Below are 25644 nucleotides of genomic sequence, written 5' to 3'. Positions count from 1 at the left end.
CTGTGCAAACCACGCGCCCAACGAAGACCCGGACCGTCCTCTCGGCTCTGGAAACGTCCTTCGAACCGCTTTGTCCTCATGGACAGACAATGCGAAGGCTATCCCGGATGACCCATGACCGCCAACGACGCGAACCCTAACGTCGGTCATACGGGACGGCTCCGATGGAATACCCAGGTCGAGCCGGGCTGACCACCGCTACCCGGCCGCTCGCCTGAGCAGGTGGACAACAAACCCCCGCGTCCCGGTGTGGACGCTCCCGACGCCGACCCGATGTTCACTCTCGGATGCGTTGATTTCCCCCGGCGTAATGGCCCGCACTCGCCAGCGGGTATTGTCGTATGTGCTGCACGCCGTCATCCCAGCGAAGGCTGGGACCGCTGGCCTGTTACGGCCAACTATCGTCAGGGCACCGTGCCGAGGGTTGGGCTTTGCGAGGCCAGCGGTCCCAGCTTTCGCTGGGATGACGGGGTTTGTGGGATGACGGGCGTTGTTTTCTAATTCCTCCCCGAGCTTGCTCGGGGAGGTGGCGCCGACGAAGTCGGTGACGGAGGGGGAATGCCGGACCTCTTCCCCTCCACCACCCGCTGCGCGGGCGGTCCCCCTCCCCGAGACAAGCTCGGGGAGGAATTCGCATCACGGCACCCTTTTCTCCAGTTCCGCCAGCCATACCGCCGCACTCGCATCGGAGGGCGCGCGCCAGTCGCCGCGGGGGCTGAGGGCTCCGGCGGTGGACACTTTCGGCCCGTTCGGAATCGCCGAGCGCTTGAACTGGCTGAACGCGAAGAACCGGCCTACGAACTTCTCCAGCCACGAACGGATGACCGGCAGGTCATAGGCGTTCTTCTTGCCTTCCGGGAAGCCCGCAGGCCATGCCCCCGTCGCCGTGTCGCGCCACGCATGCCACGCCAGGAACGCCACCTTCGACGGCTTCTGCCCGAAGCGCATGACGTGGTGCAGGAAGAAGTCGTTGAGTTCGTAAGGCCCGATCTTCGCCTCGGTGCTCTGGATCGCGCCGTCTGACCCTGCGGGCACCAGTTCGGGCGAAATCTCCGTCGCGAGGATCGCCAGCAGGATCTCCTCGGTCGAGGCGCTGAACTGGTCGGTCGTGGCGCACCAGCGAATGAGGTACTGGATCAGCGTCTTGGGCACGCCCGCGTTGACCGCGTAGTGGCTCATGTGATCGCCGACGCCGTAAGTGCACCAGCCCAGCGCCAGTTCCGAAAGGTCCCCGGTCCCCAGCACGAAGCCGCCGTGCTGGCTGGCGAGGCGGAACAGGTAGTCGGTGCGCAGGCCCGCCTGCACGTTCTCGAACGTCACATCGTAGACCGGCTCGCCATCTGCGAAGGCGTGGCCGATGTCCTGCAGCATCGTCGTCGCGGCGGGGCGGATGTCGATTTCCTGCGCGGTGATGCCGACCGCGTCCATCAGCTTCCAGGCGTTCGACCTGGTGCCCTCGCTCGTCCCGAAGCCGGGCATCGTGTAGCCCCGGATGAACTCACGCGGCAGGCCCAGCCGGTCGCAGGCGCGCGCGGCGACGATCAGCGCGTGGGTCGAATCGAGCCCGCCCGAAATGCCGATCACCAGCGACTTCGCGTGCGTCGATTCGATGCGGCGCATCAGACCGTCGACCTGGATATTGAACGCCTCGTAGCAATCGGCGTCCAGCTTGTCGGCACGCGAAGGCACGAACGGGAAGCGGCCGACCGGGCGCACGAGGCCGATGTCGCCGCCCGCAGGCGCATGGCGGAACGGGACGGTGCGGAAGGTTTCTTCAGGCTTGCCCGCGACGTCGGCTGCATCGTTGAAGGTGGGCGAGCGCAGGCGGTCCATGACGATGCGGTCGCAATCGACGTCAGCCACGCACAGTTCCGGTTCCAGCGAGAAACGCTCCGATTCCGCCAGCAGGTCGCCCAGTTCGTAGACGATGCCCTGCCCGTCCCACGCGAGGTCGGTGGTGCTCTCACCGTGCCCCGCCGCGCAGTAGATGTAGGCCGCCATGGCCCGGGCCGACTGCGCGCGGCAGAGCATGTGGCGCTCGTCCGACTTGCCGATGACAATGTTGGAGGCGGACAGGTTCGCCAGGATCGTCGCCCCCGCCATCGCACCCAGCGAGGACGGCGGCGTCGGCGCCCAGAAATCCTCGCAGATCTCGACGAAGAAACGGAAGTTCCTCAGCACTTCGGACGCGAAGACGAGATCGACGCCGAACGGCACCTCCTGCCCGTTCACCGTGATGGTCGAATTGCGCACGGCCTTGCCGCTGGCGAACCAGCGCTTCTCGTAGAACTCGCGGTAGTTGGGCAGGTAGGATTTGGGCACCACGCCCAGCAGGCGCCCTTGCGCGATGACCAGCGCGCAGTTGTAGAGCCGCCCCTTCCTCTCCAGCGCGGCGCCGACCAGCAGCACCGGCGAGAGGTCGGCGCTGGCCTTGACGATCTCGGCCACCGCCGCCTCGACCGCCTCGATCATCGCGCCCTGCAGGTGCAGGTCGTCGATGGCGTAGGAGGAGAGGCTGAGTTCGGGGAAGACGAGCAGGTCGACATGCGCCGCATGGGCGCGGCGCGCTTCGGCGAGGATCGCCTCGCGGTTGGCGGCGACGTCGGCGGTCTTCACATGAGGGGTGGAAGTGGCAACGCGGACGAAGCCGTGCTCGTGTATGGAATAGAACGGGTGGCTTTGCGCGGTCATCGGCATTCCTCGAATTCGCGGGGGCTTCGACAAGCTCAGCCTGAGCGGGACGGGGAGTACGAAACAACCTCCGCTCACCCTGAGCTGGTCGAAGGGTCAGGCTCAACTCATCACAGCCCCCGCCGTCACCACGCACCTAAAGACCGCCAGCGGTCCCGGATCAAGCCCGCAGACGACGATCGGCCTTTGAGAAATGTTCGCAAGATCCTCTTGCCCTTGCCGCCCCCGCGTCTAAATGCCGGGTATATGCGCAGCCTCGATGATATCCGCGAAGAGTACGAATTTCTCGACGGCGACGAACGCTATCGCCTCCTGATCGAACTGGGGCGCGAACTGGATGCGATGCCCGATGCGCTCAAGACCGACGCCACCAAGGTGCGCGGCTGCTCGGCAAGCGTCTGGGTCTATCCGATGGCCAGGGACGACGGCTCTCTGCACTTCCTGGCGGACAGCAATGCCGCCATCACCAAGGGCATCGTCGCGCTGGTGATCGCTGCCGTGCAGGACAAGCCCGCCGTCGCCGTCGCGCAGACCGACATCGCCGCGACGCTCGAACCGTTCGACCTGAAGAACCAGCTCTCGTCCAACCGCACGCAGGGCATACCCAATATGATCGCGCTGATCCGGGAGACTGCCGCGCGGTATGTCCCCAATGCATGAAACCGGTTGAGAAGTACCTCTGGATCACGGCGGGGGTGATCCTCGTCGGGATCGGCACGCTGGGCATCTTCCTGCCGCTGCTGCCGACGACGATCTTCTGGATTCTCGCCGCCGGATGCTTCTCGAAGAGCCACCCGGAATGGGCGGAGCGGCTCTACCAGCACCCGAAGTACGGCCACCACTTGCGCGAATGGCGCGACCGGCGCGCGATCAGCCGCAAGGGCAAGATCGCCGCGATCTCGACCATGGGCCTGAGCGTCGCGATCGTATGGTTCACCGCAGGCGAAATGTGGGCGCTGATCCCTCTAGCGGTGCTGGCGACGATCGGGACGTGGATCTGGACGCGGGCGGAGTAGGTTACTCCACCGCCTCGCGCAGCACGGCGATACCCCGTTCGCGCTGTGCCCGCAGTTCTCGCTTGAGCACCGCAGGATCGCGGGCGACTACGAAGCCGAAGCTGACCCCGCCCTCCTTGCCGATCGTCGCATGGTGCAGCTTGTGCGCCTGCACCAGCCGCTTGGCATAGCCGCGCTTGGGCACCCACCGGAAATAGCGCTGGTGGACCAGGCCATCGTGAATCAGCGTATAGATCACGCCGTAGACCAGCACGCCCAGTCCGATCCACGTCCCCGGCCACCACGCCCGCCCCCCCATCACCAGCGGCGAGCCCAGCGCGAACATCGAGATGCTGATTGCCGCCCCGAACACGGCGTAGAGGTCGTTCTTCTCCAGCACCTTGTCGTGCGGCTCGTGGTGGTCGCGGTGCCAGGCCCAGCCAAAGCCATGCATGATATACTTGTGGCTCGACCACGCGACGAACTCCATCGCGGCGGCGGAGGCAAGGACGATCAGGACGGCGGCAAAAGCGGACATAGCGGGCTTATAGGCTCCTGCGACACTCTCTTACAATCGCACACAACCTTGCGACGGGTCATCTATCTGGCGTTCAGTTTGGAAGTCCTAAATCTGAATGCATCGGAAGCGACCTTCCGAAACCAGTTTCCAGCAAGGAGTGCGACCCATGCGCCAGTTCACCAAGTTCATCGCCCCCGCCCTGATCGCCGTCACCGGCCTTGGCGCCATCGCCCCCGGCATCGCCGAGGCCGCGCCGAACCGCCACGTCCAGGCCGCCCGCCACTACGACATTCGCTCCGACATCCAGGGCCTGCGCGCCAATATCGACCGCGCCGCCGCCCGCCGGACGATCTCGCAGCGCGAAGCCTCGGGCCTGCGCCGCGACGTGGTCGATATCCAGCGCCTCTACGGCCAGTACTCGCGCGGCGGCCTCTCCGCGCAGGAGACCCGCATCCTCGGCAACCGCGTCAACAAGGTCTACGCCTCGCTGCGGATGGAGCGCCACGATTACGACCGCCGCCGCGGCTGATCGGCGACCGGGAACCCCAAGTCGCGGAATAATCCGGCAGCCTTTGTCGTAGCTCGCGGTTTCCCTCCCGGCAGAACAATCCCCCCACACAGGAATCCCCCATGAACAAGCTGACCAAGATCATCGCCCCGGCCCTTGTCGCGCTGCTCGGCGGCGCCTCGCTGGCCCCGGCCGTCGCCGAGGCCGCACCCTACCACCACGACCAGCGCGACCATGCGCGCCGCGGCCACCACGCCCCGCCGCGTTACGTGAAGCATCACCGCGCTTCGAAGCACTACTGGCGCAATGACCGCCGCCACCACGACGATCGCCGCTATCGTTCGCGCTACGATCGCCATGACCGATACGATCGTCGCCACCACTGAGCAACCGGGCCGGTGACCCTGAATTCCGGCCCGCACCTTCCCGAACGCGCCCGGCCGCATGGACCGGGCGCGTTTCGCATGACCGTGCGGGAGCCTTCCCGGCAGCAACGATCGGTCGTCAGATATATCCGGATTGAATGAAAGTTTCATCCGAACAGCGACACGAATCGCCCTGCCCCTTGAATTTCGCGAGGGTGGGGCCTAATCGCGCCTGATCATGACAAACGCACCCCGCACCCTTTACCAGAAGATCTGGGACGCCCACGTCGTCGATAGACGCGACGACGGCACCTGCCTCATCTACATCGACCGGCACATCGTCCACGAAGTGACGAGCCCGCAGGCTTTCGAGAGCCTTCGCGCTGCCGGTCGCCCGGTGCGTCGTCCCGATCTTACGCTCGCGGTGCCTGACCATAACCTGCCCACCACCGCGCGCCGCGACGCGAACGGCAACCGCGTGCCGATCGCCGATCCGCAGAGCGCCCAGCAGCTCGACATGCTGGAGAAGAACGCGCCTTCGTTCGGCATCCGCTACATCGGCGACGCCGATCCGGAACAGGGCATCGTCCACGTCGTCGGCCCCGAGCAGGGCTTCTCGCTGCCCGGCGCCACCATCGTCTGCGGTGACAGCCACACCGCCTGCAACGGCGGGCTGGGCGCGCTGGCCTTCGGCATCGGCACGTCCGAGGTCGAGCACGTGCTGGCCACCCAGACGCTGCTGCTCAAGCAGTCGAAGACTTTCGAAGTCCGCGTCGAGGGCACGCTCGGCGCCGGGGTCACCCCGAAGGACGTGATCCTGCACGTCATCGGCGTCATCGGCACTGCCGGCGGCACCGGCTACGTGATCGAGTACACCGGCAACGTCTTCCGCGAGATGTCGGTCGAAGGCCGCCTGACGGTATCGAACATGTCGATCGAGGGCGGCGCCCGCGCAGGGCTCGTCGCACCGGACGAGACGACTTTCGCCTACGTCAAGGGCCGCCCCTACGCGCCCAAGGGCGCGGACTGGGACAAGGCCGTGGCGTGGTGGAAGAGCCTGGCGACCGACGAGGGCGCGACTTACGACAAGTCCGTGTTCATCCGCGCCGAGGACATCCAGCCCACCGTGACCTGGGGCACCAGCCCCGAGGACACCTCCGGCATCGGCGGCTTCGTCCCCGCGCCTGAGGACTTCGCCGACGCCTCCAAGCGCGACGCGGTCAAGCACAGCCTCGACTACATGGGCCTGACGCCCGGCACGAAGCTGACCGACGTGGAAGTGCAGAACGTCTTCATCGGCAGCTGCACCAACAGCCGCATCGAGGACATCCGCGCCGCCGCCGAAGTGCTCAAGGGCCGCCACAAGGCGGACAACGTGAAGTGGGCGATCGTCGTCCCCGGATCGGGCCTGGTCAAGGCGCAGGCCGAGGCCGAAGGTCTGGACAGGATCATCATCGATGCGGGTCTGGAATGGCGCGAGCCGGGCTGCTCGGCCTGCCTTGCCATGAACCCCGACAAGGTGCCTGCCGGGGAGCGCTGCGCCTCCACCAGCAACCGCAACTTCACCGGCCGTCAGGGTCCGGGTGCGCGCACCCACCTGATGAGCCCCGCCATGGCCGCCGCCGCCGCCGTCACCGGCAAGCTGACCGACGTGCGCGATCTGGCGCCCGTGACCGAACCGGCCTGAACTGATAGGATAGTTTCATGTCCAACGATTCCGACAACTCGCTCGCAGGCCGCGCCGCCATCGCTGCCGGTGCCGCCATCGGTTCTGCCGCGATCGCCGCCGCCCTGCTCTTCGTGAAGCGCCGCAACGACCGCAAGAAGGCCGACGCGCAGCCGCCGAAGACCAACACCGCCCCGCACTTCCCGAGCGAGACGGACTGATGCAGGCGATCCACCACGTCGCCGGCAAGGCGATTCCCTTCGGCCGCAAGAACGTCGATACCGATGTCATCATCCCGGCGCACTGGCTCAAGACGATCACCCGCACCGGGCTCGGCAAGGGCGCGTTCGAGGCCGTGAAGCAGGAAGACGGCAACGTCTTCACCGACGAGCGCTGGGCCGGTGCGCCGATCCTCATCGCGGGTGACAACTTCGGCTGCGGCTCCAGCCGCGAGCACGCCGCCTGGGCGCTGCTCGACATGGGCGTGACCTGTGTGATCGCGCCCAGCTTCTCGGACATCTTCTCGGGCAACGCCTTCAAGAACGGCATCCTTACCGTGGCGCTGCCGCAGGCGGCCATCGACCGCCTGCTGGAAGTGGCGCAGGACCAGACCATCGATGTCGATCTCGACACGCAGTCGGTGACCACGCCGTTCCAGGATCGCTTCACGTTCGAGATCGATCCGTTCCGCAAGCACTGCCTGCTGAACGGCCTCGACGAAGTGGGCCTGACGATGGCGCAGGGCGACACCATCGCGACATACGAAGGCAAGGCGCGCGAAACGCTGCCGTTCCTTGCCAGCCCGGTACTGGCGGCCTGACCCTCGAATCCTCCCTGTTGCAAAGCAATGGGGAGGTGGCAGCCCGCAGGGCTGACGGAGGGGTCTTCTCCCCCTCCACCCCCGCCTGCGGCGGCGGTCCCCCTCCCCATCGCTTCGCGACAGGGAGGATTCTTCGCCTCTCGATCCATCGGTCGCTATTGCGAATCAAGGATTGCCCCGCAGCCCCGCGTTCCCTATCGGCATGGACAACGCTTTAACCCGAGGTTGTCCGATGACGAGTTTCCAGGACCGCGAGCGCGCCGAAGAAGCGAAGTTCGCTCACGACGCCGACACGCTGTTCCGCATTCAGGCCCGCCGCAACCGCCTTGTCGGTGAATGGGCGGCCGAACGCATGGACTTGTCGCAGGCCGAAACCGACGCCTATGCCAAAGCCGTGGTCCAGGCCGACTTCGAGGAAGCCGGCGACGAAGACGTCATCCGCAAGCTGCTGGGCGACCTGACCGCCGCCGGAGTCGATACCACCGAGGCGGAAGTGCGCGCTGCACTGGCCGCCAAGCAAGTCGAAGCGCGCCGCGCTTTCCTGGGCTGAGGACTATCCGATGGGCATGACCGCAACCGAAATCGAGACCATGATCCGCGCCGCGCTGCCGGACGCGGAAGTCACGATCACCGACCTCGCCGGGGACAATGACCACTACGCCGCGCACGTCGTCTCGGCCGCCTTCGCCGGACGCCCGCGCGTCGCGCAGCACAAGATGGTTTACGAAGCGCTGGGCGGCCGCATGGGCGGCGTCCTTCATGCCTTGCAACTCACCACCGCCGTCCCCAACTGACGTCGCATACACTTAAGGGTTTTACTGAAATGTCCGACGTCAACGCCCGTATCGGCGACATCGTAAAGAGCAACGACGTGGTCCTCTTCATGAAGGGCACCCCGCTGTTCCCGCAGTGCGGCTTCTCCAGCCGCGCGATCGCCATCCTCGAACACCTCGGCGTCCCTTACGAGACCGTCGACGTGCTGCAGGACATGGAAATCCGCCAGGGCATCAAGAGCTACTCGGACTGGCCGACGATCCCCCAGCTCTACGTCAAGGGCGAGTTCCTGGGCGGCAGCGACATCATGATGGAAATGTACGAAGCCGGTGAGCTGCATCAGCTCATGGCCGACAGCGGAATCGCCGCGCAGGGCTAAGCCCCGCACGACTGACCGAAATGAAGGCTCGGGAAGCGATTCCCGGGCCTTTTTTATCGCCCGTCACCTCGGATTTGATCCGGCATCACCAGCCATGGCCGGTTTCGGTCACGTCGAGGCGGCTCGCAGCCTGCAGTCGGCTAGAACAGCCACTAGTGCCGGATCAGGTCCGGGACGACGAATGCCTTGATGGATGGGAGAACCCCGGGGAGGCGGAGCCGGGAGACTATCCGGCCCCGCCTCTATCGAGACTGCTTCTCTCGGGGTACGATACTTCATAAGCATGGCGCGTGCCAGTTTTGATTTTCCACGGAAATCAGCCATTTCATCGATCCGGCTGTCAGCTTGCGCGGCACGGACTGTAAACCTGCCCGACACTGTATCCGCAAGCGGCACCGGAGTCGCGACGCGATTTTCCGCTTGCAGGCGTCTCCCCCAGGGGCAAGATCGGCGACGATGTCCATCACCATCAGTGCCCCATCCGACCAGGCAATGCCCGCAGACGGCCCCGCCGTCGTCCCCGCCGCCACCGTGGTGGTGTTCCGCCATGCCGCCGACGGCGGGCCGCCCGAACTGCTGATGCTGCAGCGCTCCGACGGCATGCGCTTCGCGGGCGGCGCGGCGGTGTTTCCCGGTGGCCGCGTCGATCCCGCCGACCGCGAACTCGCCCGCCGCCTGCTGCCCGACGAATCGGAGGAAATCGCCTCCGCCCGCATCGCCGCGATCCGCGAGACGCTGGAAGAAGCCGGGCTCATGATCGCGACCCGCGCGCCGGTCACCGCCGCCGAAGCCGCCCAGGCGCGCGCGGTGCTGCTGGAGATCGGCCGCCTCGACACGGTGCTGGACCGGTTCGGCTGGGAACTCGATCCCCAGGCCCTCACCTTCTTCGCCCACTGGTGCCCCTTGTGGGACAGGGCCTTCGACACGCGCTTCTTCGTCGCAGACATTGGAACGGGCGCGGTCGACGTGACCGTCGATGCGACCGAGAACTCGCGCCTGTTCTGGACGAGCGCCGCCGACGCCCTGGCAATGGCGGACCGGGGCGAGATTTCCGTGATCTTCCCGACGCGCCGCAACCTCGACCGGCTGGCGCAATATGCCGATCACGCCGAAGCGCTTGCCGACATCGCCGCGCACCCGGTCATGCGCATTCACCCCGAGACCGAGCAACGCGAGGACGGTGAATGGCTCGTCATCCCCGCCGGGCGCGGCTACCCGGTGCTGGGGCAGCTCAAGGCGACCGCGCGCAGGGGGTGACTGACGGAGACTAACTCAGGCGGGTGCGGCAACCGGGTCCTTGGCCCTTGCCCCCGTCCCTCCATAGAGGCCCAGCGCGATCGCGGCCACGAAGAACACGCTGATCGCCACGATCGCACCATCGTAGCTGCCGGTCACGGAATGGACGCGCGCCGAGCCGACCACGGCGACCGCGATGAACGGCAGGCCGATCAGCGTATTGAGCCCGAAGCCCCGGCTGTAGCTGGCCTGTCCGAACGAATCGGTCAGCCCCTTGCCCAGCGTCGGGATCGCGCCCGCGCCGTGCATGCCGATCAGGCCGATCACCACCGCCGCCATCCAGAACGGCGGGTGCTGCAGCAGGATCGCCCAGAGCACCGCGCAGTCCAGGCCGATCAGCGCCAGCGCCCTCGCCCCGCCGATCCGGTCTGCGATCCAGCCGAACAGCACCGACCCGGCGATCCCGACCAGCGACATGATCGACTGCAGCAGCGCCGCCTCAGGCCGGGTGAAGCCCCACGACAGCCCCATCGGCACCAGCAGCGAGCCCAGCAGCACCGAACTCGTCATGCTTGCCACCGCCGCCAGCGAGATCGCCCAGAAGCGCGGCCGCGCCAGCAGTTGCGCCACGCTGAACGATCCATCGGCGGTACGCTTGGCATCGGGTTCGGGCGCCGCCGTCTCGGCGTGTCCGGGCGGATGGTCGATGGCGAGCAGGCTCAGCGGAAGCAGCAGCACGGCCGCGATCAGCCCGATGGACAAGTAGATCGCGCCAGGCGGGACGACCGAAAGCGCCCGCTCCAGCGTCCAGGGCACCACTGCGATGACCACGGGAAGATGGACGATGCCGAGCGCCAGCCCGCGATTGCGGCTGAACCAGCGCGCTACCAGGGTTGCCGGGCCGATCGATCCGGCCAGACTCATCGCCGGGCCGAAACACAGGCCATAGGCCAGCAGATAGAGCGCATAGCTCTGCGTCCAGGCCAGCGTGAGATAGCCCGCCACGGTCAACAGCGCACCGATGAGGAGGAGCAGGCGCAAGGAGACCTTGGCGATCAGCACGCCGACGAACGGCGCAAGCACCGATGAGCCGACCAGCACCAGCGGAATCCCCGCCGCCGCCTGCTCGGCACTGACGCCGAGACGCTGCTCCACCGACGCCAGCATCAGCCCGAACGAGCCCATGACGGTGCCGATCACGACATTGTGCGAGACACCCGCGATCACGCCCATGCGTACCGCGAGCGGATGGTTGGGAGCTTCGCCCCCCGGTCCGACAGGTGATGCCAAGCGCTCTCTCCCGATGCTTGAGCGTGATGCTGCATGATGCCGGCGGTTCGGTGCCGGTCTGTACGGAAGAGTGTGCGGGGGGCCGGATCGCCTTGGCCAGAAGTTTCCGGAAGTCTGAACGAGAATTCGCGGGGGCGGCGTTTGGCTCAGATGCCAGCCATTCAGGCTCGGGCGTGCGCCCCATGGGTTGCCGCGATGTGCTCAAGCACCGGGCCGTAAAGCGGGCGGTCGAACTCTACGCCGGCCAGATCGCTGCTCACCCAGCGCACCACGCCGGACATGCTCTCCATGCCCGAAGGCCGCACGATCAGGCGCGCGCCGACCCGGAAATAGATCCCCCGCATCCGCAGGCAGCAACCCTCGACCGAGATGTCGGAAATCTCTCCGTCGTCCCTGAGGCCACCTTGCGTGCGGCACTGGACGGCCAGCGCCACGGCGCGTCGCTGAGATCGTCGAGGAAGAACGGTGCGGGTCATGGCATGATGATACGACCGATTGGTTGATCATCGATTAAGCGATGGCGCGCCCGACAGGGTTCGAACCTGTGACCCCAAGCTTAGAAGGCTCGTGCTCTATCCAGCTGAGCTACGGGCGCGCGCCGGATTTCCCATAGCGCGGTTACCCGCCTACGCAAACCGCTGGTCGCGCAAACTTGTGCTTTGCGCTGCAGCAAAGCCACGTTACGCACAGGCAATGACCGCCGCCACCGACGCTCCATCGCCTCTCTCCCGCATCGACGGCCTTACCGGCGCCCGTCGGCACTTCCGCTATTTCGACTACGTGATGGCGGCCTTCGTCGCGATCCTGCTGCTGTCGAACCTGATCGGCGCGTCGAAGCTGGCCAACATCGGCGGCGTGACGTTCGGCGCGGGCATCCTGTTCTTCCCCGTCAGTTACGTCATCGGCGACGTGCTGACCGAAGTATACGGCTACGCCAACGCGCGCCGCTGCGTCTGGGCGGGCTTCTTCGCGATGATCTTCATGGCCTTCATGAGCTTCGTCGTCGTCGCCATGCCGCCCGATTCCGGCTGGACCGGACAGGCCGCCTACGAGGCCGTGTTCGGCTCAACTTGGCGCATCGTGCTCGCCTCGCTCACCGCGTTCTGGGCGGGCGAGTTCGTCAATTCCTTCGTCCTCGCCAAGATGAAGCTGATGACCGGCGGCAAGCACTTGTGGATGCGCACCATCGGCTCGACCGTGGTAGGACAGGCCGCCGACAGCGCGCTGTTCTACCCCATCGCCTTCCTCGGCACCTGGACGCACGAGCAGGTGCTGACGGTCATGGTCACCAACTGGGCCATGAAAGTCCTGTGGGAAGCGGTGCTGACGCCGGTAACCTACGTCGTCGTCGGCTGGCTCAAGGCGCGCGAAGGCGTCGAGGTGCTCGACGACAACCTCGATTTCTCGCCTTTCGCAAAGGCAAAATCGGTCTGAACGTTGTGAGTGCGGCGCGTAGCCGCGCTTTTTCTGTGGCTGCCGCATTTTTGCCAGTCGTCAGGTGTTTCCACCTGACTTGAAAATGCTCTAGGCCGCGCCGACCATGCTCGACCGCATCCTCCTGTCCCGTTTCCGCAACCACCGTGAGACTGCGGTGGAAGGTACGGCGCAGTTCAACCTGCTCGTCGGCGAGAACGGCGCGGGCAAGACCAACGTGCTGGAGGCGATCAGCCTGCTTGCGCCCGGGCGCGGCCTGCGCCGGGCACAACTGGCGGACGTGCCCGCACAGGACGGCGATGGCGGCTTCGCGGTGAACGCCGCGCTCTCGATGCCCGAAGGAGAGCCCGTCCGCCTCGGCACCGGTGTCGCGGCGGAGCGCCCCGGACGGCGGCTGGTGCAGGTGAACGGCGCGAACGCCTCGGCGCTGAGCCTTGCGGAATGGCTCTCGATCGGCTGGTTGACCCCGGCGATGGATCGCCTCTTCGTCGAGAGCGCGGGCGCGCGGCGGCGGTTCCTCGACCGGCTGGTGCTGGCGATCGAACCTGCCCACGCCGGCCATGCGGCGCGGCTGGAGACCGCACTGCGCGAACGCAACCGCCTGCTTTCCGACGAGCGCGCGCCCGATCCGCACTGGCTGGACGCGATCGAAGTCCAGATCGCCGAAGCCGGGGCGCTGGTGGCGACCGCACGCGCACGGCTCGTCACCCGGCTGGAGGAGGCGCTCGCGCGGCTGCCCGAGGCCCCCTTCGCGCGCCCCTCGCTCGCCTACCAGCCCGGCGGTCCGGCGGAGGCCGGCGCCCTTGCCATCGCCCTGCGCGAAGGGCGAGCGCGCGAACGCGCCGCCCAGCGCACCCTCATCGGCCCACACCGCGACGAACTGGCGGTGACGATGGCGGGGAAAGGCCAAGCGGCGGCCGAGTGCTCGACCGGCGAGCAGAAGGCGATGCTCATCGCCATCACTCTCGCGCATTCGCAGCTGCTGGAGGCAGATGGCGAGAACCGCCCGCGCCTGCTGCTGCTGGACGAGGTCGCCGCGCATCTCGACCCGCTGCGGCGCGAGGCGCTGTTCGACCGCCTGCGGATGGGTTCCGCGCAAGTGTGGCTGACGGGAACCGAAATCGCGCCGTTCGAGGCGATCGCGGGCGAAGCGGCGGTGTGGGAAGTCAGCGCAGGAAGGGTGCGGCGGGTTTAATCCCTGGGGCTTCGCCAAGCTTGGCCTGAGCGGGTTTGAAAGGTCAACAATACCTCCGCTCGTTCCAGGCTTTTCAAAGGGCCTCACCCTTTAGGCAGCGCATCCGCCACGTCATCCACCGTCGCCGCGACGATCGCGTCGATTCCGATGGCGGTGGGATGGACGTGATCGCCCTGCATGAGATCCGGCTTGTCGATCACCGGCTGGAGAAAGAACGGCACCAGCACCGCTCCGTACTTCTCCGCCAGTTGCGGATAGATCGGATTGAAACCCGAGGCATAGTCCCGGCCCAGGTTCGGCGCCGCAAGCATGCCGAGCAGCACCACGCGGATTTTCTCCTGCTGCAGGCGCTGGAGTATCTTCTCGAGATTGGCGCGCGTCTCCGCGGGCGGCAGCGATCGCAGCATGTCGTTGCCGCCCAGGCTGATGATCACCAGCTGCGGCTTCACCGGCTGGCTCCGCAGCGTAAAATCGAGCCGCTGCAGCCCCGCCGCCGTAGTGTCGCCCGAAACCCCGGCATTGGCGATGCGCGCGTTCACGCCCCGCGCGCGCAAGGCCTGTTCGAGCCGGTCGGGATAGCTCTCTCCGTCCTCCAGACCGTAGCCTGCCAGAAGGGAATCCCCGAAGGCCAGGATGGGACGCTCCGGCCCCATCACCGGGATCTGCGGCGGCGCATCGACGGCCGACCGGCTCTCCTGGGCCGGAGGCGCCGGAGCCTTGTCGCAGGCGGCAAGCGCCAGGGTCGAGACAGCAAGGAGCGCAAGGGAAACGAAGCGCAAGGCATTCTCCTGAAAGGGCCGACTTGTCGGAAGCACTGGTGCTATCCCATATAAGGATGGTGACAAGCCCTCCCCAAGCCCCCATCGCCCCTTCCGCCACCTCCGATGTCACCATCCTCGCCCGCGACCTGCGCCTGACGCTGGGTTCTGGCGACAGTGCGGTCGATATCCTCAAGGGCGTCGACCTTTCCGTACCCCGGGGCCAGACGCTGGCCCTGCTCGGTCCTTCGGGCTCGGGCAAGTCGTCGCTGATGGCGGTGCTCTGCGGGCTGGAGCGCGCCAGTTCGGGCACGCTTGAGGTCGCCGGGCAGGACTTCGCGGGGATGGACGAAGATGCCCTCGCCCGGTCGCGGCGGGGACGTATCGGCGTGGTGCTCCAGGCATTCCACCTCCTCCCGACGATGACCGCGCTGGAGAACGTGGCGACCCCGCTGGAACTGGCGGGGATGCCCGACGCCCGCGCGCGGGCCGAAGCGGAACTCATCGCGGTCGGGCTCGGCCACCGGCTCTCGCATTATCCGGCGCAGCTTTCCGGCGGCGAGCAGCAGCGCGTCGCCATCGCCCGCGCCCTTGCCCCCCGCCCGGCGCTGGTCTTCGCGGACGAGCCGACCGGGAACCTCGACGCCGCCACCGGAGCCGCAATCATCGACCTGCTTTTCACCCGCCGCGCCCAAACCGGCGCCACCCTTCTCATCATCACGCACGACGAAAGCCTCGCCCACCGCTGCGAGCGGGTGGTGACCATCGGCGACGGGCGCATCGCAAGCGACACGCTTGCATCACATGATCCAAGCGACACGCTTGCATCACATGATCCAAGTGACACGCTTGCATCCCATGATCCAGGCGACCCGCTTGCCGACGGGATCGCCACTCTTGGCTGATGCCCTTCCCTGGCGCACCGCATGGGCTCTGGCCCGCCGCGATCTCTCGGCGCGGTTCAAGGGACTGCGGCTGCTGCTCGTGTGCCTGTTCCTCGGCGTCGGCGCGATCGCCGCGATCGGGACGCTGACCGGCTCCATCGAACGCGAACTCGGGACGCGCGGACGGGAAATCCTCGGCGGCGACATTGAACTGAGAGTCTGGCAGCGCGCCTTCGACAAGGAAGAGGACGCCGCGCTCGCCCGTCTCGGCCGTGTTTCGCATGGGCTGCGGATGCAGGCCATCGCCACGAAGGGAGACGCCACCGCACCCGTCGCGCTCAAGGCGGTGGACGGCAACTGGCCTCTCTACGGGCGCCTCGAACTGACCGACGGCCGCCGCGTGGGCGCCCCGTCGCCCGGCACGGCATGGATCGCGAAAGGCACCGCCGCGCGCCTCGGCGTGACGAAAGGCCAGCGCATCGCGATCGGCGGCGTGCCCGTAACCGTGGGCGGCATCATCGCCACCGACCCGGAGCAGATGAGCGAAGGCTTCGCGCTGGGCGACACCGCCGTCGTCCCGCTCGCCCTGCCCGGCAGTGCCGGCCTCACCGTGCCGTGGGCGATGTACCGCAGCGTCGTGCGGGTGCGCTTCGCCGATCCTGCCCGGGACCCGGAAGCCGCAGTCGATGGACTGAAAGCCCGCTTCGGCGATGGCTTCGACACCCGCACCCGGCTGGCGGCATCGCCCTCGACCGAGCGGTTCGTCACCCGCATGGGCGAATTCCTGGTGCTCGTCGGTCTTGCCGCGCTCGTGATCGCCGGCATCGGCATCGGCGGCGGCGTGTCGTCCTATCTGGAGGCACGGCGCGGTTCGATCGCCACGCTCAAGGTGCTTGGCGCCACCAGTGGGGACATCGCGCGCATCTACCTGCTGCAGGTCGGCGCGGCGGCGGTGGTCGGCAGTCTGGCGGGTCTTGCCGCCGGGGTGTTGGTGACGCCGCTGCTCGCCTCGGCGCTGCAGAGCCTTCTACCCGTCGAGCCCGGCTTCACGGTATCCCCCGCCGCGCTGGCGACGGCGGCGGCCTATGGCCTGCTGGTCGCGCTGATCTTTTCCGCGCCGCCGCTGGTGCGCGCCCGCAGCTGGCCCGCGATGGCGCTGATGCGCGCCCGCGTCGCGCCGCTCGCAGCCGATCGCAAGGCGTTGTTCCTGCCGGTCGGGCTCGGCCTTGCCGCCATCGTCGCGCTGGCGCTGCTCAATGCCGCGCAGCCGCTGGTGACGCTGGGCTTCCTTGCCGCCTCCGCCGCCATGCTCGGCCTGCTGGCGCTCGTCGGGCTCGGCATCCGCAGGCTCGCCGCCCGCCTGCCGAGGCCGCGCGGACCAATGCTGCGCGCGGGTCTGGCGAACCTCCACCGTCCGGGCGCGCAGACCGGATCGCTGGTGACGGCGCTCGGCTTCGGGCTCTCCGCCTTCGTGCTGATCGCGGCGGTGCAGACGAGCCTCGATGCCAACATCCGCCGCACCGTTCCCGAACGCGCGCCGGACTTCTTCGTGCTCGACGTGCCCAAGGACAAGGCGGGTGCCTTCACCGACGCTGTCGAGCGGACGATCCCCGGCTCGACGCTCAAGCTGGTCCCGAACCTGCGCGGCCGCATCCTCGCCTATGGGCCAAGGGACCACATGACCCGCACCGCCAGTCTCGGCAAGGACCTGCCCGATGGCGCCTGGGCGCTGCGCGGAGAGCGCGGACTGACCTATTCGGCAAACGTGCCCGAAGGCAGCACCGTCACCTCCGGCCAGTGGTGGCCCGAGTTCTATCGCGGCGAGCCGCTGGTATCGGTCGATGAGAGGCTGGCCGAGGCGATCGGCCTCAAGGTCGGCGATTACGTGACCGTAGGGGTGCTGGGCGTGGAGAAGACCGCGCGTATCGCCGCGCTGCGACGGATCGACTGGGACAGCCTGGGCTTCAACTATGTGCTGGTGTTCTCTCCCAATGCGCTGGCCGACGCCCCGCACAACCTTGCGGCAACCATCGAAGTGCCCAGGGGCGCGTCGACGGCGGGCCTGCTGCCGCGACTGGTGCGCGCGTTCCCCTCGACCTCGGTGATCGAGACGGGCAGCCTGCTGCGCGATGCCCGCGCCTTGTTGGACCAGATGTCGGCGGCGATCCTGGCGGCCTCCTCGGTCGCGGTGCTGGCGGGGCTGGCCGTGCTGCTCGGTGCCATCGCGGCGGCACGCGCCAGCCGGACTTACGACACCGTCATCCTGCGCGTGCTGGGCGCCAGTCGCGGGCAGTTGCTCGCGGCGCAGATGGCGGAGTACGGGCTGCTTGCCGTGGTGCTGGCCGTCGTCGCGCTGGGCGCGGGAAGCGCAATGGCCTGGGCGGTGATCGTCAAGCTGTTCGAGTTCACCTGGCTGCCCGACTGGCCGCGTGTCCTGGCGGTGCTGGCCGCAGGGCTGGTGCTGGTCCTCGGCTTCGCCCTTGCCGGCACGCTGCCGCTGCTGCGGGCGAAACCGGCAAGGGCACTGAGAGAACTCTAGATCAGGCGAAAACCTCGCGGTTGTCGAACAGCATGGCGGGATCGCGGGTCTTGTAGACGAGCGTGCTGGCGATCAGGTCGTGCAGGCCCTGCTTGCGCGGCATGAACGCCACCATGATGTAACCGATGCACAGGATCATGGTGGACAGGATCTTGGCGAAATAGCGGCCCGTGGCGCGCGCGAAGCTCAGCCGTTCGCCGCGAAGGTCAGTGACGACGACGCCGATCGCTAGCTTGCCGACGGTGGCCTGCAGCTTGGAACTTTCCATCAGCGCGAAATAGAGCCAGTTCAGCACGAAGATCGCACTGATCATGCCCAGCGCCATCGTCCACATGGTCGTGAAATCATCCACGCCGATCCCGGTCAGCGGCAGGGCAAGGCCGAAGCCGAACAGGCCGCTGACGAACGATGACGCGATCTGCAGGATCACCCAGTCGATGATGTAGGCGAGCACGCGCCACCAGAAACCGCCATACGGAACCATGCATTTCCCCCTAGGTCGTGGCCTGCCCGGCCGGACGATGGACCGGAGATTCACACCGGAAGCGAGAAATTACAAAGACTTTCTGCACGCTTGGCCGGCACCCTGAAAGACCGGCACCCTGAAAGAAAGAGGGGCGCGAAAGGTCTGGCCTCTCGCGCCCCTTTTCAGGTCCGCGCCCCGCTTCTCTTGCCGTACCTCCTCCCAGAGACGGCGCGGCGGGTACGCGCTTCACGCGCTCCGGCTTAGAACCGGTAGCGCGCCGCCACGCCGTAAGTGCGCGGCTGGTTCGGATAGCCCGAGATCGAGCCGGGCTGCGCCGGGCTGTCGAAGATCTGCAGGATGGTGCGGTCGTTCAGCAGGTTGCGGCCCCAGACCGTCAGCTCCAGCCCGTTCGCCATCGCGTAAGTCAGCGAGGCGTTCATGTCGTTGATGTCCTGCTTGAACTCCCGCGCGGCGGCGAGCGCGGCGGCCACGCTGGTGACGTTGCCCGCGCTGTCGCGCACGACGAGGCCGGGCAGGCCCTCGACCAGACGGAACTGCGATTCGTAGTGATAGTCGCCGCGCAGGATGATCCGGTCGCCGCGCGTGCCCACCGGCTGCACGAACTCGGCCGAGAACGTCGCCGACAGCGGCGGGACGCCCGCCGGGGTGGTGCCCGAAAGATCGCCGAAGGCCGAAAGCTGGAAGGTGTCGTACTTGGGATCGAGATAGGTCCAGGCCATCGTCAGCGTCAGCTGGTCGATCGGCTTGGCCGAGCCTTCGAACTCGATACCGAAGGCCGACTGCTTGCCCGCGTTCGCCAGGAAGAAGCCCGAGCCGGTGAAGATGTTCGACTGGAAGTTCCTGATCTCCTGCTTGAACACCGCGACGTTGGCCGAGACGATCCCCCAGTTGCCCTTGATGCCCGCCTCGTAGACCGTCGAATTCTCGGCATTGGCAAAGCGGCTGCCGGAGGTCAGGTTGGTCACCGCCAGCCCCTGTGCGCGCAGTTCTACGAGGTCCGCAGGCGTCGGGCGGCTGTCGCGCGACAGGTTGATCGAGGCTGCCTTATAGCCGGTCGCATAAGCCGCATAGAGGTTGACCGTGGGGGTCACGTCCCAGGCCACGCGCGCGGTGTAGCTGAAGTCGCCGTCGCTCACCTTGCCCGGCTCGACCGCGTTGGGCACGTTCATGAACGGCGGGAAATACTGCAGCGCGCGCAGCGGATTGAGCGGGTTCGCGGCCGGATTGTTGGCGTTGCCGTTCGCGAAGCCGACCAGCTGCTGATAGACCGGCGCGGTCTGCGGGTTCGTCGCGAAGGCGAAGATCGCCGCCGGGTTGGTCGGATCCACGCCCACCGAACGCAGCGCCCCGCCGAGAAGCAGCTGCTGGCGGAACGCCGAATAGCGCGGATCATCGAAGTTGATCCCCGAGAACACATCGTTCGACGTCGTATCGGTGGCGAAGCGCTTGCGGTCGTGGGTATAGTTGAGACCACCGGTCACGGTCAGCCCCGGCGCCACCTCGAAATCGAGCTGGCCGAAGATCGACCACGCCTCGTTCTTCAGCTCGTACGCTTCGGTCAGGCCGGTGCCGGAGGCGAAGAACTGGCCCGCGTACTTGGCCGGATTGCCCTCGTAGGCGCCGAAGGCGGTCTCCAGCGCGGGCACGCTGAGCGCCCCGCCCGAAAGGCTCTGGACGAGCAGGTTGGCGTAAGGGCGCGCATCGTCGCCCCAGAAGACCTCGTTGTTCTGGTCGATCTTCTCGTTGAAATAGTAGCCGCCGATGAGGCCGGTGATCTTCTCGCCCACCTCGAAGTTGGCGCGCAGTTCCTGCGTGAAGGTCTTGATCCGAAGGTCCTGCCAGTTGCGGCCGAGCAGGTCGGCGCTGGAGAAGTCCGAATCCTGGTTGGTCAGCGCATTGGTGCGGCGATAGGAAGTGATCGAGGTCAGCTTCGCGCCGCCCAGATCGTAGTCGAGCTGGCCCGAAACGCCCCAGTTCTCGATCTTGTTCGACGATTCGAAGTTGTTGTAGACGATGTTGTCGTACTTCTCGCCCGGCTGGTTGACCGCGCCGCCCAGCGCGAAGATCGCCGCCGTCGGCGTCGCCTGCCGCAAGTTGACCACCGCGCAGCAGTTCTCGTCGATCTTGCCGTAATCGCCGATCAGCCGCAGTTCGAGGCCGTCATGGTTGTCGAACAGCAACTGCCCGCGCCCGAACCAGCGGTCGCGCTCGTTGGTGCGCTCGCCGGTGGCGAGATCCTTGACGATGCCGTCACGCTTGTTGAGCCCCCCCGCGAGGCTGAACGCCACGTTCTCGCTCAGCGGCCCGGTTACCGTGCCCTTGACCACGACGGCGTCGTAGTTGCCGTAGCTCGCCTCGATATTGCCGCCGAACTGGAACTGCGGCTTCCTGGTAACGATCGAGATCACGCCCGCCGAGGCGTTCTTGCCGAACAGCGTGGACTGCGGCCCGCGCAGCACCTCGATCCGCTCGACATCGGGGAAGTCGGCGATCATCGAGGCCGAGCGCGAGCGGTAGACGCCGTCGATGAACAGGCCGACCGAAGGCTCGATGCCCGCGTTGTTGGCGCCGTTGCCGAAGCCGCGAATGTAGAAATTGGTGTTGGCGCTCGACTGCAACTGGTTGACGCGCAGTGACGGCACCAGCGTCTGCAGGTCCTTGAGATCGCGCATCTGCGCCCGTTCCAGCGTCGCCCCGCTGGTCACCGAGACGGCGACGGGCACGTCCTGCAAGGTCTGCTCGCGCTTGGTCGCGGTGACGATGATGGTATCGGTGTACTGCTCGTCGGCTGCCTGAGGCGCCGCATCCTGCGCCAGAGCCGCCGGCGCCCACAGTGCTGCGGATGCCCCCGCCAGCAGCGCGGACTTGCGCGCCATGATCCCCCGTTCGCTGAAAATGCGTTCGTTGAAGATGCGCGTACCCCGCGCGCAGATGCCCGCCAAAACACCCTTCATCGGATCCCCTGTCCCTTCCTGCACGACTGCCCGCGTCGTGGTGCGCGAGGCTGATCGCAATTGGTAAGAGAGCCAGCTTATGCCGTTCCACGACCTCCCACAATCGGGAGCAGTGCATAGCTGCGGACATTTTGCACCATTGTTGTACTATCGACACATGATGTGACGAAGTATGTCGGACGCCATTATCCCGCGCAGTCCGCCTCATCTCACTAAGCTTGCCGAAATGCCCGCCATCGGCTAAGGGCGCGGCAATTTTGCGGTGCAGCACAAAGATGGCTGCTCGCCTCCGGCCCTCGTACAGAGAGAACAACAATGTCCGCCCCGCTTCCCTTGCGCAATATCGCGATCATTGCGCACGTCGACCATGGCAAGACCACCCTCGTCGACCAGCTGTTCCGCCAGTCCGGCACGTTCCGTGACAACCAGCGCATCGAAGAGCGCGCGATGGACAGCAACGACCTCGAAAAGGAGCGCGGCATCACCATTCTGGCGAAGCCGACCTCGATCGAGTGGAACGGCTATCGCATCAACATCGTCGACACGCCCGGACACGCCGACTTCGGCGCCGAAGTGGAGCGCATCCTCTCGATGGTGGACGGCGTGGTTCTCCTCGTCGACAGCTCGGAAGGCGCGATGCCGCAGACCAAGTTCGTCACCGGCAAGGCGCTGGGCCTCGGCCTGAAGCCGATCGTCGTCGTCAACAAGATCGACCGTCCCGACGGCCGCCACGCCGAAGTGCTCGACGAAGTGTTCGACCTCTTCGTCAGCCTCGACGCCAATGACGAGCAGCTCGACTTCCCGACCCTCTACGCTTCGGGCCGCAACGGCTACGCCAGCTACGATGCGGACCGCCGCGAAGGCGACCTGACCCCGCTGTTCGAGAAGATCGTCGAGCACGTCCCCGCGCCGAACCTCGACGTCGACGCGCCGTTCTCGTTCCTCGCCACGCTGCTGGACCGCGACAACTTCATGGGCCGCGTCCTCACCGGCCGCGTCCAGTCGGGCACGCTGAAGGTCAACGACCCGATCCGCGCCATCGACATGGACGGCAAGGTCGTCGAAGTGGGCCGCGCCACCAAGGTGCTGTCGTTCCGTGGCCTCGACCGCGTTCCCGTGGAAGAAGCCCGCGCCGGTGACATCATCGCGCTCGCCGGTCTCGAAAAGGCGACCGTGTCGAACACCATCGCCGATCCTTCGGTAACCGAGGCGATCCAGGCACAGCCGATCGATCCGCCGACCCTGGCGATGCGCTTCGCCGTCAACGACTCGCCGCTCGCGGGCCGTGAAGGCGACAAGGTCACCAGCCGCATGATCCGCGATCGCCTGATGCGCGAAGCGGAAACCAACGTCGCCATCCGCGTCACCGAATCGGCGGACAAGGACAGCTTCGAAGTCGCCGGTCGCGGCGAACTCCAGCTGGGCGTCGTCATCGAAACCATGCGCCGCGAGGGCTTCGAGCTGGGCATCAGCCGTCCGCGCGTGCTGTTCGGCACCGACGAAAAGGGCGGCCGCACCGAGCCTTACGAAACCGTCGTGATCGACGTGGACGACGAGCACTCGGGCACGGTCGTCGAGAAGATGCAGCGCCGCAAGGCCGAGCTGACCGACATGCGTCCCTCGGGCTCGGGCAAGACCCGCATCACCTTCTCGGCCCCCTCGCGCGGCCTGATCGGCTACCACGGCGAGTTCCTCTCGGACACCCGCGGCACCGGCATCATGAACCGCCTGTTCGAGAAGTACGACGCCCACAAGGGTCCGATCGAAGGCCGCCAGAACGGCGTGCTGATTTCGAACTGCACCGGTGAAGCGGTCGGCTACGCGCTCAATTCGCTCGAAGATCGCGGTGTCCTGTTCATCAAGCCCCAGGAAAAGATCTACGAGGGCATGCTGATTGGCGAGAACGCCAAGACCGACGACCTCGAAGTGAACCCGATGAAGTCGAAGCAGCTGACGAACTTCCGTTCGACCGGCAAGGACGACGCCATTCGCCTCACCCCGCCGCGCGTGATGACGCTGGAACAGGCGATCGCCTACATCGACGACGACGAAATGGTCGAAGTCACCCCGCAGTCGATCCGCCTGCGCAAGGTCCACCTGGACCCGAACGAGCGCAAGAAGCAGAGCCGCAAGAAGGAAAGCGCCTGATTTTGCCCTCCCCTGCGGTCGGGCTTTGAAAAGAGCGATCGCGGGGGGATGCAGTAACGGATGAATGAAAGGTCGGGGCGCCCCAGGGCGCTCCGACCTTTCGTGTTTTAGGAAAAGCAGGGGGCATATTGCCATGACGTCTTCGAATGCACCCTCCCCCACTCCCCACGGGCACGGAGAGGACATCTACGCGATGTTCGTGGGCACGGTCCATCTGGCGGTCGGGCTCGTCCTACTGCGCGCGGCGGGGCTGGCCACCGGCGGCGTCGCGGGCGTGGCACTGGTGCTGAGTTATGCGACCGGCTGGCCGGTAGGCCTGCTCTACGCGGTGATCTCGGCGCCGCTGATGGCGATCACCTTGCGCTCGATGAGCTGGACGTTCCTCATCAAGACCGCGGTGGTGACCCTCAGTCTGTTCGCGATGACCGCGCTGGCTCCGTTGGGCATCGAGATTGCTTGGGTCAGCGATCCGGTGGCAGCCGTGGTCGGCGGCAGCGTGATCGGCTTCGGAGCCTTGGCCCTGGCCCGCCATGGCGCGGCAACCGGCGGTTCCGGCGCGCTGGTCCTGTGGCTTTATCGCACGCGCGGATGGAACGCGGGGCGCACGCAGCTCATCATCGACGGCTCGGTCCTGCTGTTCGCGGCATCACGGCTCGACGCGGTGCGGATGGGCTGGTCATTGCTCGGTGTCGCGGCGACGGCGGGCATTCTCTGGGCATGGCATCGTCCCGGTCGCTACACCGGTTACTGATGCCGGCCTTGCCAACGCAAAGAGGCGCGACTGCAAGAGCCGCGCCTCCCCGGTTTTTGCCCTGCAGTGATCAGAATGCTGCGGAAAGCGAAAACACCACGGTCGATCCGGCGATCGACGAACCGTTCTTGGTCGAGGAGAAGTTCGGCGTCAGATAGGCCGACTCCGACTTCGAGATATTCGTGTCGATATAGGCTACGCCAAGCACGACCGGGCCGACAGCGAGGTCCGCGCCCAGCATCCAGTCGACATAGTTGCCGGTCGGTGCGACGCTGGTGCCGTTCGGGCCAAGGCCCGAGTTGCCGTTCGAGTAACCGATGTGTCCCTTGAGGGTCAGCGGCGTGTCGGGGATACCGGCGCTGGCGTCGGTCCACAGGTAGAAGTTGTCCGACTTTGCGCCCGGAGCGTCCGGAATGCCTGCGGCATAGGCATCGGCATCATAGTACCAGCGACCAAGTGCCTGCTGCTTGGGCGCGTAAGCCGCGCCGACGAGGAGGCTCGCGGGGCCGACGGTCCCCGACAGCTTGACATAAGGCTCCGCAAAGTCGGTCTCCGAAGCACCGCCCGGATACATGTACCAGGTCACGCCCACGTCCATCTTCAGGCCCGGGGTCACTTCGGTCGCGAAACCGCCGTAGATGTCGAGTTCGGTGTTCGAGCCGCCGAAGGTGCCCCAGCCGGAGAGGTTCGAGCCCCAGGTGCCGACGTAGAAACCACTGGCGTGAGTTACCGAAACACCGCCCTGAACCGCGAGTTCCTTGTCGGACTGCGAAACGCCACGGAAACGGTAATCGGTGACGAGCGCTACGCTGCCCGCAACGGTGAATTCACTGGGGGCTTCCTCCTGCGCCATCGCGGGAGTCGCGGCGCCAAGAAACGCAGCCGCGAGGCCGGCGGCGCCGGCAAAGAGACGAAACTTCATAGTCGGAACACCCTCATGTTACTGTTGTAGCATGTTCCGTCCTGCGGCCTGCAAGCCGGGCTCCGCTGCGTGGCGAGCCCGTTTCATGCCGGCAGGTTCATGGATATGGCGCGGACCTGTCTTTATTCTTGCCATATCGTAACGAACTGTTTCTCAGTTCTGCAGCGCAACAAGTGTGGTTGCATAGCAACACAAGCACGCTGGTGCGATATTGCCGAGCGTGATTCCGACGTAGTTCGCTCTGCGAGTAGAAAAGTCTGTCGCCCGAAAGAAAGCCGGGCGGAAGCGCTACTGCGCTCCGCCCGGTAAGGTTAGAGGGCCGGGTGTG

Annotated in this window: 25 protein-coding genes and 1 tRNA gene; 17 read left to right on the top strand and 9 right to left on the bottom strand. The window is 66.5% G+C overall.

From position 1 onward, the window contains the following. Positions 1 to 636: 636 nt before the first annotated feature. Entirely contained in the window at positions 637 to 2691 is a 2055-nt protein-coding gene (locus ACODRZ_RS09925) for an NAD(+) synthase (protein ID WP_488968897.1), read from the bottom strand. A 246-nt stretch (positions 2692 to 2937) separates the two neighbouring features. Here ACODRZ_RS09925 and ACODRZ_RS09920 point away from each other — a divergent pair, with 246 nt between their 5' ends. Together ACODRZ_RS09920 and ACODRZ_RS09915 are read left to right on the top strand one after the other, a co-directional pair. After that, the gene (locus ACODRZ_RS09920; protein WP_488968896.1) at positions 2938 to 3351 is read left to right on the top strand and encodes a SufE family protein; all 414 of its coding nucleotides are present in this window, start codon (positions 2938 to 2940) and stop codon (positions 3349 to 3351) included. Further along, positions 3348 to 3707, top strand: a complete 360-nt coding sequence (locus ACODRZ_RS09915) for a YbaN family protein (RefSeq protein ID WP_488968895.1) — start codon at positions 3348 to 3350, stop codon at positions 3705 to 3707. Before ACODRZ_RS09920 ends, ACODRZ_RS09915 begins: the two co-directional genes overlap by 4 nt. Position 3708: 1 nt before the next feature. On the opposite strand, the gene ACODRZ_RS09910 is transcribed toward ACODRZ_RS09915, so the two are convergent. Next, complete coding sequence (locus ACODRZ_RS09910; RefSeq protein ID WP_488968894.1) at positions 3709 to 4224, bottom strand: sterol desaturase family protein; 516 nt, start codon at positions 4222 to 4224, stop codon at positions 3709 to 3711. Between the two features lie 148 nt (positions 4225 to 4372). On the opposite strand from ACODRZ_RS09910, the gene ACODRZ_RS09905 reads away from it, so the two are divergent. From ACODRZ_RS09905 to ACODRZ_RS09865, 9 genes are all read left to right on the top strand, one after another. After that, positions 4373 to 4735, top strand: coding sequence for a hypothetical protein (locus ACODRZ_RS09905; RefSeq protein WP_008832915.1), 363 nt, complete (start codon positions 4373 to 4375; stop codon positions 4733 to 4735). Positions 4736 to 4836: 101 nt separating this feature from the next. Next, entirely contained in the window at positions 4837 to 5100 is a 264-nt protein-coding gene (locus ACODRZ_RS09900) for a hypothetical protein (RefSeq protein WP_008832914.1), read from the top strand. A 217-nt stretch (positions 5101 to 5317) separates the two neighbouring features. Next, positions 5318 to 6766, top strand: coding sequence for a 3-isopropylmalate dehydratase large subunit (leuC, locus tag ACODRZ_RS09895; protein ID WP_488968893.1), 1449 nt, complete (start codon positions 5318 to 5320; stop codon positions 6764 to 6766). Between the two features lie 17 nt (positions 6767 to 6783). Beyond that, a complete protein-coding gene (locus ACODRZ_RS09890; RefSeq protein ID WP_488968892.1) occupies positions 6784 to 6966 on the top strand; it encodes a hypothetical protein in 183 nt (60 codons plus the stop codon). Then, complete coding sequence (leuD, locus tag ACODRZ_RS09885) at positions 6966 to 7565, top strand: 3-isopropylmalate dehydratase small subunit (protein WP_488968891.1); 600 nt, start codon at positions 6966 to 6968, stop codon at positions 7563 to 7565. Before ACODRZ_RS09890 ends, leuD begins: the two co-directional genes overlap by 1 nt. Positions 7566 to 7797: 232 nt before the next feature. After that, positions 7798 to 8115 carry a DUF1476 domain-containing protein gene (locus ACODRZ_RS09880; RefSeq protein WP_036529513.1) on the top strand — a complete coding sequence of 106 codons (318 nt, stop codon included), beginning with the start codon at positions 7798 to 7800 and terminating at the stop codon, positions 8113 to 8115. 10 nt (positions 8116 to 8125) lie between these two features. Continuing rightward, positions 8126 to 8359, top strand: a complete 234-nt coding sequence (locus ACODRZ_RS09875) for a BolA/IbaG family iron-sulfur metabolism protein (protein WP_488968890.1) — start codon at positions 8126 to 8128, stop codon at positions 8357 to 8359. 29 nt (positions 8360 to 8388) lie between these two features. Then, on the top strand, positions 8389 to 8718 hold the full coding sequence (gene grxD / locus ACODRZ_RS09870) for a Grx4 family monothiol glutaredoxin (protein WP_488968889.1): 330 nt from the start codon (positions 8389 to 8391) through the stop codon (positions 8716 to 8718). 462 nt (positions 8719 to 9180) lie between these two features. Beyond that, complete coding sequence (locus ACODRZ_RS09865) at positions 9181 to 9975, top strand: NUDIX hydrolase (RefSeq protein ID WP_488969142.1); 795 nt, start codon at positions 9181 to 9183, stop codon at positions 9973 to 9975. Between the two features lie 15 nt (positions 9976 to 9990). On the opposite strand, the gene ACODRZ_RS09860 is transcribed toward ACODRZ_RS09865, so the two are convergent. From ACODRZ_RS09860 to ACODRZ_RS09850, 3 genes are all read right to left on the bottom strand, one after another. Beyond that, positions 9991 to 11244: an MFS transporter gene (locus ACODRZ_RS09860; protein ID WP_488968888.1), complete on the bottom strand. Its 1254-nt coding sequence runs from the start codon at positions 11242 to 11244 to the stop codon at positions 9991 to 9993. 161 nt (positions 11245 to 11405) lie between these two features. Then, a complete protein-coding gene (locus ACODRZ_RS09855) occupies positions 11406 to 11720 on the bottom strand; it encodes a PilZ domain-containing protein (protein WP_488968887.1) in 315 nt (104 codons plus the stop codon). 42 nt (positions 11721 to 11762) lie between these two features. Then, positions 11763 to 11839, bottom strand: a tRNA-Arg gene (locus ACODRZ_RS09850). A 98-nt stretch (positions 11840 to 11937) separates the two neighbouring features. Here ACODRZ_RS09850 and ACODRZ_RS09845 point away from each other — a divergent pair. Continuing rightward, complete coding sequence (locus ACODRZ_RS09845; protein WP_488968886.1) at positions 11938 to 12678, top strand: queuosine precursor transporter; 741 nt, start codon at positions 11938 to 11940, stop codon at positions 12676 to 12678. Between the two features lie 106 nt (positions 12679 to 12784). Further along, complete coding sequence (gene recF / locus ACODRZ_RS09840) at positions 12785 to 13873, top strand: DNA replication/repair protein RecF (protein ID WP_488968885.1); 1089 nt, start codon at positions 12785 to 12787, stop codon at positions 13871 to 13873. A gap of 83 nt (positions 13874 to 13956) precedes the next feature. Here recF and ACODRZ_RS09835 read toward each other — a convergent pair whose 3' ends face one another. Then, entirely contained in the window at positions 13957 to 14652 is a 696-nt protein-coding gene (locus ACODRZ_RS09835; RefSeq protein ID WP_488968884.1) for an arylesterase, read from the bottom strand. 56 nt (positions 14653 to 14708) lie between these two features. Here ACODRZ_RS09835 and ACODRZ_RS09830 point away from each other — a divergent pair, with 56 nt between their 5' ends. Both ACODRZ_RS09830 and ACODRZ_RS09825 read left to right on the top strand, forming a co-directional pair. Further along, positions 14709 to 15536 carry an ABC transporter ATP-binding protein gene (locus ACODRZ_RS09830; protein ID WP_488968883.1) on the top strand — a complete coding sequence of 276 codons (828 nt, stop codon included), beginning with the start codon at positions 14709 to 14711 and terminating at the stop codon, positions 15534 to 15536. After that, on the top strand, positions 15529 to 18054 hold the full coding sequence (locus ACODRZ_RS09825; protein WP_488968882.1) for an ABC transporter permease: 2526 nt from the start codon (positions 15529 to 15531) through the stop codon (positions 18052 to 18054). Before ACODRZ_RS09830 ends, ACODRZ_RS09825 begins: the two co-directional genes overlap by 8 nt. Before the next feature lies 1 nt (position 18055). Here ACODRZ_RS09825 and ACODRZ_RS09820 read toward each other — a convergent pair whose 3' ends face one another. Both ACODRZ_RS09820 and ACODRZ_RS09815 read right to left on the bottom strand, forming a co-directional pair. Then, complete coding sequence (locus ACODRZ_RS09820) at positions 18056 to 18538, bottom strand: RDD family protein (RefSeq protein WP_488968881.1); 483 nt, start codon at positions 18536 to 18538, stop codon at positions 18056 to 18058. A 242-nt stretch (positions 18539 to 18780) separates the two neighbouring features. Beyond that, entirely contained in the window at positions 18781 to 21495 is a 2715-nt protein-coding gene (locus ACODRZ_RS09815; RefSeq protein ID WP_488968880.1) for a TonB-dependent receptor, read from the bottom strand. 315 nt (positions 21496 to 21810) lie between these two features. On the opposite strand from ACODRZ_RS09815, the gene typA reads away from it, so the two are divergent. Together typA and ACODRZ_RS09805 are read left to right on the top strand one after the other, a co-directional pair. Then, a complete protein-coding gene (gene typA, locus ACODRZ_RS09810) occupies positions 21811 to 23643 on the top strand; it encodes a translational GTPase TypA (RefSeq protein ID WP_008832136.1) in 1833 nt (610 codons plus the stop codon). A gap of 133 nt (positions 23644 to 23776) precedes the next feature. Then, positions 23777 to 24394 (top strand): YitT family protein, encoded by a 618-nt coding sequence (locus ACODRZ_RS09805; RefSeq protein WP_488968879.1) that lies wholly within the window; start codon positions 23777 to 23779, stop codon positions 24392 to 24394. 70 nt (positions 24395 to 24464) lie between these two features. Here ACODRZ_RS09805 and ACODRZ_RS09800 read toward each other — a convergent pair whose 3' ends face one another. Next, entirely contained in the window at positions 24465 to 25316 is an 852-nt protein-coding gene (locus tag ACODRZ_RS09800; RefSeq protein WP_488968878.1) for a TorF family putative porin, read from the bottom strand. Between the last annotated feature and the right edge of the window lie 328 nt (positions 25317 to 25644).

The sequence above is a fragment of the Novosphingobium sp. FG90 genome (assembly GCF_057808725.1).
Note: the sequence above shows the minus strand (reverse complement) of the source record. Positions and strands in the feature narration are given on the sequence as shown.

Coding starts and splice junctions, on each gene's coding strand:
- ACODRZ_RS09800 (WP_488968878.1), bottom strand. CDS start 25,316: ATGAAGTTTCGTCTCTTTGCCGGCGCCGCCGGCCTCGCGGCTGCGTTT.
- grxD (WP_488968889.1), top strand. CDS start 8,389: ATGTCCGACGTCAACGCCCGTATCGGCGACATCGTAAAGAGCAACGAC.
- ACODRZ_RS09905 (WP_008832915.1), top strand. CDS start 4,373: ATGCGCCAGTTCACCAAGTTCATCGCCCCCGCCCTGATCGCCGTCACC.
- ACODRZ_RS09820 (WP_488968881.1), bottom strand. CDS start 18,538: ATGGTTCCGTATGGCGGTTTCTGGTGGCGCGTGCTCGCCTACATCATC.
- ACODRZ_RS09830 (WP_488968883.1), top strand. CDS start 14,709: ATGGTGACAAGCCCTCCCCAAGCCCCCATCGCCCCTTCCGCCACCTCC.
- ACODRZ_RS09890 (WP_488968892.1), top strand. CDS start 6,784: ATGTCCAACGATTCCGACAACTCGCTCGCAGGCCGCGCCGCCATCGCT.
- ACODRZ_RS09805 (WP_488968879.1), top strand. CDS start 23,777: ATGACGTCTTCGAATGCACCCTCCCCCACTCCCCACGGGCACGGAGAG.
- recF (WP_488968885.1), top strand. CDS start 12,785: ATGCTCGACCGCATCCTCCTGTCCCGTTTCCGCAACCACCGTGAGACT.
- ACODRZ_RS09880 (WP_036529513.1), top strand. CDS start 7,798: ATGACGAGTTTCCAGGACCGCGAGCGCGCCGAAGAAGCGAAGTTCGCT.
- ACODRZ_RS09920 (WP_488968896.1), top strand. CDS start 2,938: ATGCGCAGCCTCGATGATATCCGCGAAGAGTACGAATTTCTCGACGGC.
- ACODRZ_RS09875 (WP_488968890.1), top strand. CDS start 8,126: ATGGGCATGACCGCAACCGAAATCGAGACCATGATCCGCGCCGCGCTG.
- ACODRZ_RS09815 (WP_488968880.1), bottom strand. CDS start 21,495: ATGAAGGGTGTTTTGGCGGGCATCTGCGCGCGGGGTACGCGCATCTTC.
- ACODRZ_RS09855 (WP_488968887.1), bottom strand. CDS start 11,720: ATGACCCGCACCGTTCTTCCTCGACGATCTCAGCGACGCGCCGTGGCG.
- typA (WP_008832136.1), top strand. CDS start 21,811: ATGTCCGCCCCGCTTCCCTTGCGCAATATCGCGATCATTGCGCACGTC.
- ACODRZ_RS09915 (WP_488968895.1), top strand. CDS start 3,348: ATGAAACCGGTTGAGAAGTACCTCTGGATCACGGCGGGGGTGATCCTC.
- leuD (WP_488968891.1), top strand. CDS start 6,966: ATGCAGGCGATCCACCACGTCGCCGGCAAGGCGATTCCCTTCGGCCGC.
- ACODRZ_RS09925 (WP_488968897.1), bottom strand. CDS start 2,691: ATGACCGCGCAAAGCCACCCGTTCTATTCCATACACGAGCACGGCTTC.
- leuC (WP_488968893.1), top strand. CDS start 5,318: ATGACAAACGCACCCCGCACCCTTTACCAGAAGATCTGGGACGCCCAC.
- ACODRZ_RS09845 (WP_488968886.1), top strand. CDS start 11,938: ATGACCGCCGCCACCGACGCTCCATCGCCTCTCTCCCGCATCGACGGC.
- ACODRZ_RS09910 (WP_488968894.1), bottom strand. CDS start 4,224: ATGTCCGCTTTTGCCGCCGTCCTGATCGTCCTTGCCTCCGCCGCCGCG.
- ACODRZ_RS09900 (WP_008832914.1), top strand. CDS start 4,837: ATGAACAAGCTGACCAAGATCATCGCCCCGGCCCTTGTCGCGCTGCTC.